This window comes from Sphingomonas sp. SP2 (assembly GCF_058313385.1).
Map to the genome: position 1 here is coordinate 603,145 of NZ_JBZFLD010000001.1, position 14,800 is coordinate 617,944.

12 protein-coding genes are annotated in these 14,800 nt (G+C 66.8%); 1 reads left to right on the top strand and 11 read right to left on the bottom strand.

Annotated elements, in window-relative coordinates:
• Positions 1–22: 22 nt before the first annotated feature.
• From AC4GYU_RS03095 to AC4GYU_RS03135, 9 genes are all read right to left on the bottom strand, one after another.
• A complete protein-coding gene (locus tag AC4GYU_RS03095) occupies positions 23–220 on the bottom strand; it encodes a hypothetical protein (protein ID WP_491085437.1) in 198 nt (65 codons plus the stop codon).
• A 95-nt stretch (positions 221–315) separates the two neighbouring features.
• Positions 316–573: a DUF6894 family protein gene (locus AC4GYU_RS03100; protein WP_491085438.1), complete on the bottom strand. Its 258-nt coding sequence runs from the start codon at positions 571–573 to the stop codon at positions 316–318.
• Between the two features lie 101 nt (positions 574–674).
• A complete protein-coding gene (locus tag AC4GYU_RS03105) occupies positions 675–1,460 on the bottom strand; it encodes a Crp/Fnr family transcriptional regulator (RefSeq protein WP_491085439.1) in 786 nt (261 codons plus the stop codon).
• 1,008 nt (positions 1,461–2,468) lie between these two features.
• A complete protein-coding gene (dnaN, locus tag AC4GYU_RS03110) occupies positions 2,469–3,572 on the bottom strand; it encodes a DNA polymerase III subunit beta (RefSeq protein ID WP_491085440.1) in 1,104 nt (367 codons plus the stop codon).
• Between the two features lie 125 nt (positions 3,573–3,697).
• The gene (locus AC4GYU_RS03115) at positions 3,698–6,265 is read right to left on the bottom strand and encodes an ATP-binding protein (protein WP_491085441.1); all 2,568 of its coding nucleotides are present in this window, start codon (positions 6,263–6,265) and stop codon (positions 3,698–3,700) included.
• Positions 6,266–6,393: 128 nt separating this feature from the next.
• Positions 6,394–6,963, bottom strand: a complete 570-nt coding sequence (locus AC4GYU_RS03120; RefSeq protein WP_491085442.1) for a fasciclin domain-containing protein — start codon at positions 6,961–6,963, stop codon at positions 6,394–6,396.
• Positions 6,963–8,063, bottom strand: a complete 1,101-nt coding sequence (locus AC4GYU_RS03125; RefSeq protein ID WP_491085443.1) for a hypothetical protein — start codon at positions 8,061–8,063, stop codon at positions 6,963–6,965. Before AC4GYU_RS03125 ends, AC4GYU_RS03120 begins: the two co-directional genes overlap by 1 nt.
• Before the next feature lie 114 nt (positions 8,064–8,177).
• Positions 8,178–9,443, bottom strand: coding sequence for a spinster family MFS transporter (locus tag AC4GYU_RS03130; protein WP_491085444.1), 1,266 nt, complete (start codon positions 9,441–9,443; stop codon positions 8,178–8,180).
• Between the two features lie 56 nt (positions 9,444–9,499).
• On the bottom strand, positions 9,500–12,016 hold the full coding sequence (locus tag AC4GYU_RS03135; protein WP_491085445.1) for a TonB-dependent receptor: 2,517 nt from the start codon (positions 12,014–12,016) through the stop codon (positions 9,500–9,502).
• 258 nt (positions 12,017–12,274) lie between these two features.
• Here AC4GYU_RS03135 and AC4GYU_RS03140 point away from each other — a divergent pair, with 258 nt between their 5' ends.
• Positions 12,275–12,892, top strand: a complete 618-nt coding sequence (locus AC4GYU_RS03140; protein ID WP_491085446.1) for a TetR/AcrR family transcriptional regulator — start codon at positions 12,275–12,277, stop codon at positions 12,890–12,892.
• On the opposite strand, the gene AC4GYU_RS03145 is transcribed toward AC4GYU_RS03140, so the two are convergent.
• Together AC4GYU_RS03145 and AC4GYU_RS03150 are read right to left on the bottom strand one after the other, a co-directional pair.
• The gene (locus AC4GYU_RS03145) at positions 12,889–14,043 is read right to left on the bottom strand and encodes a kynureninase/PvdN C-terminal domain-containing protein (RefSeq protein ID WP_491085447.1); all 1,155 of its coding nucleotides are present in this window, start codon (positions 14,041–14,043) and stop codon (positions 12,889–12,891) included. The genes AC4GYU_RS03140 and AC4GYU_RS03145 overlap by 4 nt on opposite strands.
• Positions 14,040–14,774: a tryptophan 2,3-dioxygenase gene (locus tag AC4GYU_RS03150; RefSeq protein ID WP_491085448.1), complete on the bottom strand. Its 735-nt coding sequence runs from the start codon at positions 14,772–14,774 to the stop codon at positions 14,040–14,042. Before AC4GYU_RS03150 ends, AC4GYU_RS03145 begins: the two co-directional genes overlap by 4 nt.
• Positions 14,775–14,800 lie beyond the last annotated feature (26 nt).

Below are 14,800 nucleotides of genomic sequence, written 5' to 3' on the forward strand. Positions count from 1 at the left end.
GTCAGCGCGGCACCCGTCGTCTTCAAAATTCGATGATACGGTCGGAAGTCGAAGCGGGCAGGTCTGGCCGATTGTCCTGTCCCTCCACCTCGGCGCGGGACTGGTGCAGCGCGGACAGGCGGCGGTGGACCTCGGCGACGCCACTGTCGGCCGCGGTTTCGGCGCGGCGAGCCTCCTCCGCCGCACGCTGTCGATGATAATCAGACGTCTGGTTGGTCATGATGGGCTCCCGATCGGCCGGGCCTACGGGAACATACCTGATTCGATCGCGCACATTAATCAGGGAAATGTCGGAATTTTCTGGAGTTTTCTCGGTCAGGCGGCCTCGCCCTGCTCCGTGAGGATGACCAGCGCATCGCGAAACTCGAGCCGCTCGATCACCTCGCCCGCGTCATTCTCGGCTTCAAGCCGGAAGCGAAGGTCGAGGCGCCCCTCCTGTACGCCCTCCGCCATGATGTCGCGCGCCGCCTTGCGCATATGCTCCCGCAGCGCGCCGACCGTCTCGAAGCTCTGGCCATTGGAATCGAGCACCTCGTCCGTGCCATTCCGCAAGTGAAGGTAATATTGCGGCATTCTGCCCTTCCCTGATCGCGGAAGTCGCCTGCCGCCAGCAGCTACGTAGAGGCTCCAGTTAAGCTGTTCGATTTTCAACTGAAACGCAGCGGGAAAGCGCGTTAATCGCTGACTAGTTCCGGATCACCTTCGGGGAACTTGCCGGATCCGCCGCCTTCGATCCCGAGATGTAGATAGGTCGGGTCGAACTCCGCCAGGCGGCACAGCGCCGCGAAGTCGGGCAAGATGACGTGTCGATTGCGCCAGTCGACCAGACCATCCGCGCGCAACGATTGAAGGGTGCGATTGACGTGCACCGGGGTCAGCCCCGTCGTCTCAGCCAGCTGCTGCTGGCTGAACTGCACGTCGATCACGATCGGCTCGCCCGCGATCGCCCGATTGAGCCGATAGGTCAACTCGCACAGGAGGTGAGCGACCCGCCCGCGGGCCGTTCGTCGTCCAATGTTCACTACCCACTCCGCGAGCAGCGCAGCATCCACCATGCAGTCGCGCCAGAAGGCTTCGGCGATGGCCGGATAACGGGTGGTCAGCGCGCGAATCGCATCGTGGGGTACGCGGACGATCATTGTCGGGGAGAGGGCCTGCAAGCCCGTTTCCGTGACCGGCAGCACTACCGAACGAAGGTCGCACATGTCGCCCGGGAAGTGCAGCGCGGTGATCTGGCGGGTCCCGTCCACCCCTTGGTCGAAGCGGCCTGCCATGCCGGAAGCGACGAGGCAGGCGTGCTCAAGTCTCTCCCCCGGAGAGACGAAGTCGCGGTTGGCCTCGAAGGCTTGGATCTCACCCGGAAGACCGAGGATTGCCGCGCGCTCGTCTTCGTCCAGGCGGGAACGCAGCGTCAGCCGGCGCAGGAAATGCTCGAGACTCGTCGACACCGAAAGACCCATGTTTCGTCCCGCGACTGCAAGCGGGAGCACTGAACCTCTCAGTCGCCAACGCTTGCGAAAGACAGGTTAGCGATGACTAACCTACGTTACGCGGTCTTTCCGGGTTCCTCTTCTCGGCGCAACCCCGAGACGGCCTGTCGCAGCACTAACAAAAGTCAGTGTTCGGCTCTGGAGACTTGCCCGTTTCGGGGGGTCGACTTCAGGAAGAAGCGCCGGTCGTTCGAAGGTTCGGCTTGCAATGACGTTGAGATCGGGCGTGATCACACGTTGCGACGCCACTGCACACCTTCAACCAAGCTGCCTCGCTGCCTCGCTGCCTCGCTGCCTCGCTGCCTCGCTGCCTCGCTGCCTCGCTGCCTCGCTGCCTCGCTGCCTCGCTGCCTCGCTGCCTCGCTGCCTCGCTGCCTCGCTGCCTCGCTGCCGTGGCGCTCGCCCGTCCTTGCCCTCACTCGCAAGCCGAGAAGGAGGCCGCAGGTACAGGAGGGGACACGATACTGCGTGCCTCTCCCGGCACGCAGCCGATGCCTCGCTTGCAAAGTAGGATTTGGTATGGTTTTCTAACCTCAGCGGTTCACCGCGAGTCTTTCTCAGTTCCAGCCCATCCCTAACACCGCGCTCTTCGGCGGTGTCGCGCTATCGTCTCGCAGTGCCTCTCCGGCAGGCCAGTTATAGGATCCACAGTCGCCGGAAGCACCCACGAACAGCCGGGAGAGAGACCGACCCGCCCCTCTTGCAGCGAAGCCGCCCAGTCAGTCAGCGATGGAGCCGCGGCAACCGCACCGCGAGCGGCGTTCCCGGCGAGGTCATCGATGCCTGAAGCCCAGAGGAAAAACAGCCGGACAGACCCCCGCCCTATGTCAACTTCGTCAACTTCGCCGGCGGCCATCGGCGTCAGCGCCTTCCGAGCGCTAGGCCGGGCTCAATCGTTCACCCGGTGCGGGCAGGGCAACCACCGGCACTCGGCGGCAGCGCTAGTGAGGCGCCCGGGACTGAGCCCCGGGCCGTTCCTCAGACGCGCATCGGCATCAGCACGTAGAGCGCGCTCGACTTGTCATTCTCGCGCAACAGGGTCGGTGCGGCCGCGTCGGCGAGATGAACCTCGACCGTGTCGCCGTCGATCTCGCTGAGGATGTCGAGGAGATAGCGCGCGTTGAAGCCAATCTCGAGCCCGTCGGCGCTATAGTCGGCGGCCAGTTCCTCGGTGGCGAGGCCATTCTCGGGGCTGGTCACCGAGAGGGTGACGCGGTCGCGGTCGAGGCTGATCTTGACCGCGCGGGTCTTCTCGCTGGCGATGGTCGCGACGCGGTCGACGCCGGCCTTGAAGCTGGCGGGGTCGAGCTTCAGCAGCTTGTCGTTGGCGGTCGGGATCACCCGGTTGTAATCGGGGAAGCTGCCGTCGATGAGCTTGCTGGTCAGCACCGCATGGCCGAGAACGAAACGAATCTTGGTCGAGGAAAGCGACACTTCGACCGTGCCCTCGACCTCGTCGAGCAGCTTCCTGAGCTCGAGCACGCACTTCTTGGGCACGATCACGTCGGGCATGCCGTCGGCGCCCTCGGGCTTGGCGACGGTGACCCGGGCGAGGCGATGCCCGTCGGTCGCGGCGGCCTTGAGCATGTCGTCGGCGACATGAAGGAAGATCCCCATCAGATAATAACGGGTTTCTTCCGACGAGATGGCGAACTTGGTCTTGTCGACGATCTGGCGGAGGGTCGCGGCGGGGAGCTCGAACCGGGTCGGAAGCTCGCCCTCGGCGATGACCGGGAAGTCGTCGCGGGGCAGGGTCGAGAGATTGAAGCGGGCGCGGCCGGCGACGACCTGCATCTTGCCGTCGGCGGCGGTCAGCTCGACCTGGCTGCCCTCGGGCAGCTTGCGGACGATGTCGAAGAAGGTGTGCGCCGACACCGTGGTCGCGCCCGACTGGGAGACGTTGGCCGGGACCGTTTCGTCGACCTGGAGGTCGAGGTCGGTCGCCATCAGGCGGAGCGAGCCGTCCTCGCGCGCGTCGAGCAGCACGTTGGAGAGGATCGGGATGGTGTTGCGCCGTTCGACCACGGACTGCACATGGCTGAGGCTCTTCAGAAGAGTGGCCCGTTCGATCGTCGCCTTCATCGCAGCTGCTCAGTCCTTTTGCCCCGAGCCCGTCGGCGACACGCCTGCTGCGCGTCTCCGTGGCCCTCTGTGTCGGGCTCGTTATAGCGGGCCGCCGGGTCCTTGGAAGAGGCTGAAACGCCCTTTCAGGTGGTGATTTCGGCCCGCGTCGCGCAGAGCGGCTGAAGGGCGAGCGCCTGCCGCGTTTCCACCGCGGCCCGATCGAGATCGGCAAGCGCGGCGGCCAGGCCGTGCGCCGTGCCTTCGGACCCGGTGGGGACGCTGAGCGCCGCCTCGAAAGCCGCCGCGGCATCGCGCACGGCGACGGCACCGAGATTGCCCGCCGCACCCTTGAGGCTGTGCGCCTCGCCCGCGGCCCGGCGGAGGTCGCCATCGGCAAGGGCGGACCGGATCGCGCGGGGGCGACCGCCGAGTTCGTCGCCGAGCAGCGCGACCAGGTCGCGGAGCCTGTCCGGACCGAGGAGCGCCTCGACCTCCTCGAGGATGTGCCGGTCGAGCAGCATGCCGGAAGCACGGGGTGCGGACCCGGAATCGGATCGGAGGGGCTCGCCAGCGGCGATGCGGGACAGGGTCGGGGCGAGCGCGCGGCTGTCGACGGGCTTGGCGAGCAAGGCGTCGATCCCGGCCTCGGCGTAGAGGGGTCGGCGAGCGGCGGCGGCATCGGCGGTCAGCGCGATGATCGGCACATGCGCGCTCGGCCCGTCGCCGGCGCGAATCCGGCGGGCCGCGGTGAGGCCGTCGCAGCGGGGCATCTGCATGTCCATCAGGATGAGATCGAACTTCCGCCGGCCTGCCGCGACCACCGCCGCCTCGCCGTCGGTGGCGGCGATCACCTGGTGACCCATGCGCCGGCAGAGGGCAGTGACGAGGAGCTGATTGACCGGATTGTCCTCGGCAAGAAGGATGTCGAGCGATCGTGCGAGGCCGGGCTTCGCCTTGGCACACGGGTCGCCCCCAGGCGGATCGGCGGTCGGCAGGGCGAGCGTGACGGTGAAGGTCGCCCCCTCCCCCTCGCGCGACGAGAACGCGATCGAGCCGCCCATGGCGTGGACAAGCCGCCGGCTGATCGCGAGTCCGAGCCCGGTCCCTTCGGCGCCATTGTCGTCGCCCTGGACGAAGGGCTCGAACAGACGATCGCAAAGCTTTGGAGAGATGCCCTGCCCCTGGTCCTCGACGCTGATCGTGAGGGCTGGGGCCGCACCTTGGCGAGGGGAGAGCGAAGCCCTCAGCACGACTTCGCCGCGCTCGCTGAACTTGATCGCGTTGCTGAGGAGATTGCTGAGCACTTGGCGCAGCCGAACAGCATCGCCGCGGAGCCAGACCGCACCGAGGGCGGGACCGTCGAGGCGCAGCGAAAGCCCCCGGGCAGAGGCGGTCCGGTCGAACAGGCGCAGGGTGGTCAGCAGGTTCGCGCCGAGGTCGAAGGGCTCGTCCTGAATGGTGAGGCGACCGGCATCGACCTTGCTGAAGTCGAGGATGTCGTTGAGCACCGCCATCATCAGCTCGGCCGAATGGCGCAGCGTATCGAGATAGAGCGCCCGTTCAGCCTCCGACGGCTCCGTCGCGAGCAGCTCGATCATCCCGATCACGCCGGTCATGGGTGTGCGGATCTCGTGGCTCATGGTCGCCAGGAACTGACTGCGGAAGGCTGCGGCGGAGCGCGCCTCGTGAAGCGCGGTGACGAGCCGCTCCTCGCCTGCAAGCTTGTCCGTGATGTCGGTGACCACACCAAAGAGGGTGCCCGCCTCCTCGTCGCCGTTACGCTGGACCTTGAGCTGAAGGGTGCGGAGGGCCTCGCCCTGACGGACACGGACGGTCGCTTCGGTCGGGCCCACCTGCCGGCCCGCCGAGACAAGGCGTCGCAAAAGGCCGCACCGATCCTGCGGCACGACGAGGGACCAGAGCGCATCAAGCTCGACGTCGCGGTGGCCGGAGCCCAGCATCATGGCCGCCTCGCGCGAGAGATGGAGAGTCCGAGCGATGGGATCGAACGACCAGTGGCCGAGGGAGGCCAGTTCCTCCGCCATCACCAAGAGGTTATTGGATTCGCGAAGTTGCGCGGCGCTTGCCGCCGCCTGCTGCTCGGCGAGCACCCGGTCATGAACGTCGCGAAGAGTGGCGATGATGGTCAGGTCGAGCGTGTCGTCATGGTGGCCACCGTCGGATCCGCCCTTCGGCTTCTGCATGGGCGGGCGGGTCCAGCGCGGCAGGTCCGTCAGTCGGCACCGGGCTTCGACCCAGCGATCGTCGCCGCCGCCATCCTTGATGCGGAATGTGCAGTTCGTTTCACCGGTGGATTGTGTCCGGCGTATCGCAGCGACGAACTGTGCCACGTCGCCAGGGTGGATGTTGGCGATGAGGCCGTCTCCCATGAGCGCGTCGGGAGGGCTGCCAAGGAGCCGCCGCGACGCGCGCGAGACAAACCATGCGCGTCCGTCCCTGTCGATGCGGATAAGGAGGTCGCCGCAATGGTCGGCGAGCGACTGATAATAGCGCGCCTTTTCCTTCACCGTGGCCACCGCCGCCCGGACCTGGCGGTGATGGTTGGCGAAGAGCAACAGCGCGAGGACACTTCCATTCGCCAGCCAGAGAAGGGCCAGGGGCGATGGGTCGCCGACGATCTTCAGCTCGAAGAAGGCAATGCCGATGCCGAGGAAGGCAGCGAGGGCAAGCCACCGAAGGGCGCGAGACATGTCAGGGTCACTCCAGCGATCCGGCCGGTCGTGACTGGAATGCGCAGCACGAGAACGCCAGCGCGAACATATCCGGAACGGATCGGCAACGAGAGCACCCTCGGGCTGCCGGTCCGTTCCGGACTGTTTTACTTGCCGGCAGGCGCCGGAAGGACGGCGTCGATCGGGTGGACCACCCCATTCTTCGCGAGTTGCTCGGTGCCGAGGATGCGAGCGCCCTTGCCCGTCGAATCGGCAATCCGATAGCCGTCACCATCCTTGGTGACCGTCAGCGGGTCGCCCGCCATGGTCGCCAGCGTGGCCTTTCCGCCGCCCGAGTCCACCGCACGCTTGAGATCGGCGGCAAGGATCGTGCCGGGCAGGATGTGGGCGCGAAGCAGAGCGGTGAGCTCGGCCTTGCCATCGGGCTGCTGGAGACGATCAAGCGTTCCGGCGGGCAGCGCATCGAGCGCGGCGTCGCTGGGCGCGAGGATGGTGTAGGGCTCCTTGCCCGACAGCACCTTTTCCATTCCGGCCGCCTTCACGAGGGTGACCAGCCGCGGCTGATTGCCGAGAAGGGTCGCGAGATCCTGCGTCGGCGCGGTCGAGGTCGAAAGATTGCTTTCGGGCTCACCGTTATTGGCGACCTGGTTGCCACCCCCCTGCCCGCACGCGGCGAGCAGGAGAGCAAGGGCGATGCTGGGTACGACCGCGCGCATCAGACGAGGGTCTCCACGATCGACTGCACGAGGCGCGTCGTCGGATCGACCTGGTAGATGTAGCCGTCGTTGTATCGGTACCAGGCATCGGGACCGTCCACATACTGGTCACGATAGCCGTAGGGCACGTTGTAGACATCGTAGCCCGCCGGGAGCGGCTGTCCAATGCCGAAGTCCCCGGCGAGAAGCGAAACGATGCCCTCGATCAGCCCGTCGCCACGATCGACCTGGTAGATGGCGCCATCGCCGTAGCGATAATAAGAATCGCCATTGTCGGCATACCAGGGCTGATACTGGACCGGTACGTTGTAGTAACCGAGGTAATCCTGCGGATAGGCCGCGCCGACGTAATAGGCGCCCGTCCAGTCGTTATTCAGCGGGAAGAAGCCGTCGACATAGTTTCGGTCACGGTCGATCCGGTAGATGTAGTCATCCTCGGTCCGGTAGTAATAACGATCATCGTCCGGATACCAGCTGCGGTAGAGCGACGGCAGAAGGGCCGTGCCCAGCGCGGCCGGGGCAATTGCGCCGACCAGCCGCTTGGCCTGGCCCGGCGGCAGACAGCCGTTGTTCTTGGCGGCTAGACCCGGCGGGCAGCCCCCGATCAGCCCCGACTGACGAACCGACTGGACGTAGGTCGGGTTCGCAAAGAAGCGGTCTCCGCCGGCGACGCGGATCACGGTGCGCTGCTGATCGCGCAGGGCAGGCCCGCGATCGGGACGAACCGCCATCTCGCGGACGGGGCCTCGCTGGGGCTGGATACGCTCCGGGCCCTTGCCGCGCTGCTCAACGCGAGCCTGGCGAACCGGCTGGCGATCGATCTTCTGCGGACGCTCCATGCGCCCTTCCGGGCCGCGGGCCTGCTGCATCCGCTGCCCACCGCCGCGTTCCACGCGCTGACCGCCGCCACGCATCTCCATGCGCGGGCCGCCGCCACCGCCGCGATTGGCCTGCGGGCCACCGCCGCCGCCGCGTTCCACCTTGGCCGGTCCGCCGCCGCCCTTGGGGCCGCCGCCGTTGCCGTTACCCTTGCCCTGCGCGAGCAGGGGACTTGTCATGGCGAGCGACGCGACGCCCGCCAGAATCAGAATGTTCCTCATGGTCGAGGCTCCTTTCGGAGGCGATGAACGGTTCGTCGCAGCGTTGCGTTCCGATACCGATCCCCACTGAAAGGCGACTCATCGCGCTCCGGTGAACCTCGAATTACTCGCTGTTCAGGCGGGGTTTTCCTCCACCCAGTCGCGCCGGAGCGAGCGCGTCGCGACGAGTGCGAGGATGCCGGCGAAGAGGTAGCAGAAGATGACCCCGATCGCGGCATAGCGAAGGCTGTCGACGCCGTAGCTGGCCTTCAGCGCATCCGAAATGGCGCCGATCAGCAACGGACCGACGCCGAGCCCGATAAGGTTGTTGATGAGAAGGAAGAGCCCTGACGCAGTAGCCCGCTTGGCCGGTTCGACCAGATGCTGGACGGCGGTCACGATCGGGCCGAGCCAGAGGATGTTGAGCGCGTTGGCGATGAGCAGCGGTCCCCAGGCGAGCCACAGATTGTCGGTGGTCAGCCCGAACAGGAAGCAGGGCAAAGTGATCAGCCAGGCGATGGCGGGAAGCCGCGCATACCAGCGGCGGTCGCCCTGGCCGAGCTTGTCGACGAGCAGCCCACCGCCAAGCACGCCCATGACGCCGCCGATCAGCAGCAGCGAGCCCATGAACTGGCCGGCCTGGAGCAGGGTCAGGCCGTAGCTCAACTGAAGCACCGACGGGACCCAGGCGGCGAGGCCATAGCCCGCGATCGACGACAGACTGGCGGCGATGGCGAGAAGCCAGAATGCGGGCTTGCGGCGGACGACCCGGAAGACGGCGCCGAGGCGCACCTGTTCGGGCGCGGTCGCGCTCTTTCGCGGAGCGTCCTTCACCGCCCAGAGGAAGAAAGGCACCAGGATGATGCCGATCAGGCCCATGATCCAGAAGGCGGCCCGCCAGTTGATGTAAGTCGCGATATAGGCGCCGACGATGAGCCCGCTGCCGAGGCCGACGGGCACGCCGAGCGAATAGATGCCGAGCGCCTTGCCGCGCTTCTCGGGTGGGAAATAGTCGGCGATGAGGGCGTAGGAGGGGGCTACGCCGCCGGCCTCGCCGATACCAACACCGAGACGGCAGAGGAACAAGGACCAGTAGCCGACCGCCGCGCCGCACAGCGCGGTGAACCCGCTCCACACCGCGAGCGAGCCTGCGACCACGCGCGAGCGGCTGGTGCGGTCGGCAAGCAGCGAGAGGGGTACGCCGGCGATGCTGTAGAGCAGGGCGAAGGCGAGGCCCGAGATGGCCCCGAATTCGGTGTCGGAAAGAAGAAGGTCCTTCTTGATCGGCTGCGCGAGGATCGCGAGGATTTGCCGGTCGAGGAAATTGAGGATGTAGGCCAGCAGCAGGAAGGTCAGGACGATCGTCGGCGATCGCGGAAGCGCTCTGGCGGATGTGGTCATGGCCAAGGTGGTGGCACGGGACGCCGGACTAGCCAAGCGCCCCGTGCCTCCTCAAATCAGAACTTGAGGCCGAGCGACAGGAAGATCTGACGCGGCGCCCCGTAGAAGGCGGTGACCACGCCCTCGCGGCCGAGCGACGGCGAGACGCCCGGGACCGCGAAGGCCGGGTTCGCCGCGCCACCCGTCAGGAACGGCGCCGCCGACAGGATGGGCTGGCCGGTCACCGGATTGACGGTGAGGAACTGATAGCCCGACGTGATATACTGCTTGTCGAGCAGGTTCTTGCCGTGGAGGCCGATGCTGACCCGGCCCGTGGTGTAGAGCAGGTTGGCGTCGAGCAGCGAATAGCCCTTCTGGTCGAGGTAGGGGCTCGGCGTCTCGAACTGGTAGGTCTTGCTCTTGTACGAGAGCGTCGCATTGGCCGACCAGGTGCCGGCGCCCGACGGGATCGACACGTCGAGCGACGCCGAGTTGCTCCACTTGGGCGTGTTCTGAATCTTGCGGAAGCCGGCGACGTCGATCGGCTGGGCGCGCGAGGTCGGCGCCGGATTGCCGTTCGCGTCGAAGGCCGCGACGTTGGTGATGAACTCGTCATACTTGGCCTTGATGTAGCCGACCGAGCCCGAGAGGTTGAGGCGCGAGCCAACCCCGGCGAAGTCGCGCGCCAGCACGGCATTGCCTTCGAACTCGATGCCGTCGAACGACGCCTTGCCGGCGTTGGTGGTGACGCCGACGAAGGTCGGGATGCCGTTCACGACCGCACCGACCGAGCCCGGGACCTGGACGTCCTTGTAGTTGGCGGTGAAGGCCGCGATCGCGAAGCGCAGGCGCTTGTCGAATAGGCTGGCCTTGTAGCCAATCTCGTAGCTGGTGACCTTTTCCGGCTCGAACAGGAAGTAGTCGAAGATCTCGCCCGCCTCGCGAACGCCGTCGCCGTCGACGTCGGGCGCCGCGGTCGACAGGCCGCGGGGATCGAAGCCACCGCCCTTGAAGCCCTTGGAATAGCTTGCGTAGACGGTGTTGTCGTCGTTCGGCTGCCAGCTCACCGAGGCGCGCGGGGTGAATTCCTTGAAGGTCTTGCGCCCGTCGAAGTCGGAGGTGAGCGCACCGACCTGACGCCCGGTCAGGTTGGTCGCAGAGAAGATGCCGTTGATCGGGGTGCCGCCGAGTTCGGGCGAGGCCCCGCCGATGAGATTGCGACGGATCACGACCGCATGGCGCTTGTCGACGGTGTAGCGACCGCCGAGCGAGACCGAGAACTGGTCGGTGAGCTTGTAGGTGAAGTCACCGAAGGCCGCCCAAGTCTTGGTATCGACATCGCCGAAGGTCGAGGCGGTGAAGCCCGGCAGGCCGAGAAGCGCACCGGTGGTGCCGAGCACCACGTCGAAGATGTTGCCGGCGTTGGCGTTGAGATAATAGCCGCCGACCAAGCCCGACAGGTTGCCGCGCTCGACCAGCAGCTGGACTTCCTGGCTGAACTGGCGGTTCTTGTAGATGGCCGGAACGTCGACGTCCTGCGCCGGGAGGGCGTCGAAGTCGATCGGGGTGCGGCTCTTGTCCTTGCGCCACGAGGTGATCGAGCGGAGCTTGAGTCCGTCGGCAAGCTCGATGTCGCCATGGATCGCAACACCGCCGCCGGTGACCTTCTGCTTCGGCTTCACCAGCGCGCCGCGGGTATCATAGACGTCGTCGAGCACCGGGGCGCCGCTGAGGAGGCCCGGGATGAGCCGGTGGCCGCCGCGCGGGCTGCTGTAGTCCCAGGTATAGTCGCCCGAGACCTTGAGCGAAACGCGGTCGGCGGGCTCGAACTCGACCGTGCCGCGGGCCGCGTAGATGTCCTTATTGTAGTTTTCCTCGCCCGTGGTGCGATTCTTGCCGAAGCCGCCGCGGCTTAGGCGCGCGACGGCGGCGCCGACCCGCAGATTGTCGGCGATCGGGGTCGAGCCGCTGACGATGAGGTCGGCCTGCTCATAGCTACCGACGTTGGCGCGAATGCTGAGTTCGGGCGACTTGCTGAGCGCGCGCGTCACATATTTGACCGCGCCGCCGATCGTGTTGCGACCGTAGAGCGTGCCCTGCGGACCGCGCAGCACCTCGATCCGCTCCACGTCATAGACGTCGAGCAGCGCGCCCTGCGGACGGTTCAGATAGACGTCATCGAGATAGATGCCGACGCCGCCCTCGAAGCCGGCGACCGGATCCTGCTGGCCAACGCCGCGAATGAAGGCGGTGAGCGTGCTGTTGGTCCCGCGCGACGTCTCGAGCGTCACGTTGGGCGTGGTGTCGGCGATGTCGCTGATGTCGAGCGCGCCCTGACGATCGAGCTGCTCGCCCGAATAAGCGGAGACGGCGATCGGAACATCCTGCAGCGATTCGGCGCGGCGGCGGGCAGTGACGACGACGTCGCCGTCCGAGGCCGTGGCGGCACTGTCCTGGGTCTCGGCATTGGCGGATTGGCCCGTGTCGGTCGCGTCCGCAACCGGAGCGGTCGCCTGCTGGGCGGCGGCCGGCGAGCCGGCAATGAACAGGGCGGCCGAAGCGAACAGGGCCGTGCGAATGGTGGTCGCGCGCATGATGATCAGATCTCCCCCATAGAAGCGACTCCGCGGCCTACTCGCCGCCGATGCCTTCACGGTGCCGATACTGAAAGTTGAATCACCTTTCAAGTCAAGCTAGGATGGCTGCCGCTCGGGGGATTGACGGATAGTGGTGCGATCGTGCGACACGCCCTTCCCTCGGACGCGAACATGCGGGACCGGATGACGAGCACGAACATCAGCGCGGACAAGGCGGAAGCAAGGCCGGTCCGACGGCGTGGCGGTGGCACGGCCATGCCGCAGAACGCTGCGGACGGCGCCAAGGCCCCGCGGACGGCGCGCGGCGAGCGGACCCGGCGCAAGATCCTCGATGCTGCCCGCAACGAGTTCGGAAGCCGCGGCTTCGCGGAGACCGGCATCAGCGACATCACCCGCGCCGCCAAGGTCGCGTTGGGCACCTTCTACACTTATTTCCACAGCAAAGAGGAAGTGTTCCGCGCGCTCGTCAGCGACATGTCCGAGCAGGTCCGGGTGGCGGTCGCTCCCTCCTTCGCGGAAGGTCGCGGGACGCTGGAAAGCGAAGAGCGCGCACTGGCCGCCTTCCTCAACTTCGTCAGCGATCATCAGCAGGTCTACCGGATTATCGACGAGGCTGAGTTCGTCGACCCCGCCGGCTTCCGGGCCCATTACGAGACGACGGCGGCGCGCATCGCCGAGCGCCTGGCCGAAGGGGCGACGGCGGGGAAGATGGCGCCCGCCGCCGATCCGCTCGACGCCGAGGTGCGGGCCTGGGCGATCATGGGGATGAACGTCTTCCTCGGCCTGCGCTTCGGCGTTTGGGGCAATGAGGATCCGACCACCGTCGCGGCATCGGCGAACCGGATGATCCGTGAAGGGCTGGCGCGGCCCTAGGCGAGCGTTCCCACAAGCGCGGCAAAGCGCTCGATATCGTCCTCGTCATGGTAGAGGCCAAGGCCGACCCGAAGCACGTCGCCACGGACGTCCGTCACGCACCGCGCCTCAAGCAGCCGTTGCTGCCATCGGGCGGCATCGGGGTGACGGAAGGCGAGGAAGCGCGCCGGCTGGGCCGCATCCGGTGAATTGAGCAGTTCGGCGTCGGCAAATGGGGTATCCGCCAGTCGCTCGAGCAAGGCTCGCTGCAGCTCGAGCACGCGGGCGCTGATCCGGGCCGTGGTCAGGCCCTGCTCGGCGAGCGTGCGACGGACGTGGACGAAGCGGTAGATGGCCGACGCATCGAAGGTCGCGCCCATGAAGCGCATGGCATCGGCCGCATAGCCGATCTGCCCCGGCGGTGCCTCGAGGGCGGCAAATTCGGCATACCAGCCGGTGATCGGCGGACGCGGGCCGAAGCCCGGCGGGCAGTGCATCAGCCCCAGCCCCTCGCCCGACATCGCATATTTGTAGCCGCCGGCGAGATAGAAGCAGCGCTCGCCAAGCGCGCCGAGCGGCCGCTCGACCGCCATGAAGCTGTGGTAGCCGTCGATCACGACCCACGGCCCCTCGGGCGCGGCGACGTCGGCCAGCTGGTCGAGGCCGCCGACCGCGCGGCCGCTGCCGAACAGCATCTGGCTGACCATGACGAGATCCGCGTCGGCCGCCGCGGCCGCCAAACGGGCCGACAGCGTGTCGATCGGATCGACAGCGAGCGTGGTGAGCGCGATGTCGCCGCTCTCGACCCAGCGCGCGAACTGCCGCCGGGCGCTGTGGAATTCGCCGTCGGTGGTCAGGACCCGGAGCGGGCCACCCTGGCGTCGGGGCGCCGCCGCCCACAAGCGCACGAGGAAATCATGGGTGTTGCCGGCAAAGACGATGGCGTCGGCGCGATCGGTCCCAAGCTCTCCCGCGACCTCGGCCTGCGCCTCGGGCCACAGATGGTCCATGATCCGGTCCCACTTGCGGTCCGCCAGGCGGGCGGCGTCTTCCCAGCATTCGACCTGACCGGCGAAGCTCGCATCGGGCCAGAGATGATGGCTGTGCGCCGCCATGTGCAGGCGGCCGGGCGCCGCCGCGAGGCTGCGCGAGAAGAGCGGCTTGAAGGTCATAGTTCGGTGCGCAACGCCCAGAGTTCGGGAAAGGCGCGCTTCTCGAGTGTCGAGGCGAGGTAGCGCGCGCCGGCCGATCCGCCTGTCCCGGTCTTGTTGCCGATGATCCGCTCGACCGTCAGCAGATGCTTGTGCCGCCAGCCCGACAGCGCGTCGTCGATGTCGACAAGCTTTTCGGCAAGCTGGTAGAGTTCGAACCAGTGATCGGCTTCCTGGTAGACCGCGAGCCAGCTGGCCGCACCGAGCCGGGACCGCGCAGCATCGGCGACATCCCACAGGCTGGGTGAGTCGAGCGCAGCCTGGAGCCGGGCACGCCCTTCGGTCCCGCCTTCCTGATAATCGAGAAAGCGCGGATCCTTGATGCCGAGGCGATATTCGAGCTCGCGGAACTGCGCCGACTGAAAGCCCGACGAGGTGCCGAGCACGTGGCGGAAGCGCGAATAGTCGACCGGTGTCATGGTCGCGAGCACGTCCCACGACAGGGTCATGACCGACTGGATTCGGCTGACCCTGGCAAGCGACTTGTAGGCAGAGGCGAATTCATCCGCTTCGACCAGGCGGATCGCGAGATCCACCTCGTGAAGCATCTGCTTCAGCCACAATTCCTTGGTCTGATGGATGATGATGAACAGCAGCTCGTCATGCAGGTCGGACAGCGGTTGCTGCGCCGAGAGCAGGGCGGGAAGCTGGAGATAATCGGCATAGGTCATGCCGGCCGGGTGCGCGGTCATGACCAATGCCTCTAGGCGGATCGCCG

Excerpts from the sequence above, each read along its gene's own strand:
- dnaN (WP_491085440.1), bottom strand. The coding sequence starts at position 3,572 with ATGAAGGCGACGATCGAACGGGCCACTCTTCTGAAGAGCCTCAGCCAT.
- AC4GYU_RS03145 (WP_491085447.1), bottom strand. The coding sequence starts at position 14,043 with ATGACCTTCAAGCCGCTCTTCTCGCGCAGCCTCGCGGCGGCGCCCGGC.
- AC4GYU_RS03115 (WP_491085441.1), bottom strand. The coding sequence starts at position 6,265 with ATGTCTCGCGCCCTTCGGTGGCTTGCCCTCGCTGCCTTCCTCGGCATC.
- AC4GYU_RS03130 (WP_491085444.1), bottom strand. The coding sequence starts at position 9,443 with ATGACCACATCCGCCAGAGCGCTTCCGCGATCGCCGACGATCGTCCTG.
- AC4GYU_RS03125 (WP_491085443.1), bottom strand. The coding sequence starts at position 8,063 with ATGAGGAACATTCTGATTCTGGCGGGCGTCGCGTCGCTCGCCATGACA.
- AC4GYU_RS03150 (WP_491085448.1), bottom strand. The coding sequence starts at position 14,774 with ATGACCGCGCACCCGGCCGGCATGACCTATGCCGATTATCTCCAGCTT.
- AC4GYU_RS03120 (WP_491085442.1), bottom strand. The coding sequence starts at position 6,963 with ATGCGCGCGGTCGTACCCAGCATCGCCCTTGCTCTCCTGCTCGCCGCG.
- AC4GYU_RS03100 (WP_491085438.1), bottom strand. The coding sequence starts at position 573 with ATGCCGCAATATTACCTTCACTTGCGGAATGGCACGGACGAGGTGCTC.
- AC4GYU_RS03135 (WP_491085445.1), bottom strand. The coding sequence starts at position 12,016 with ATGCGCGCGACCACCATTCGCACGGCCCTGTTCGCTTCGGCCGCCCTG.
- AC4GYU_RS03140 (WP_491085446.1), top strand. The coding sequence starts at position 12,275 with ATGCCGCAGAACGCTGCGGACGGCGCCAAGGCCCCGCGGACGGCGCGC.
- AC4GYU_RS03095 (WP_491085437.1), bottom strand. The coding sequence starts at position 220 with ATGACCAACCAGACGTCTGATTATCATCGACAGCGTGCGGCGGAGGAG.
- AC4GYU_RS03105 (WP_491085439.1), bottom strand. The coding sequence starts at position 1,460 with ATGGGTCTTTCGGTGTCGACGAGTCTCGAGCATTTCCTGCGCCGGCTG.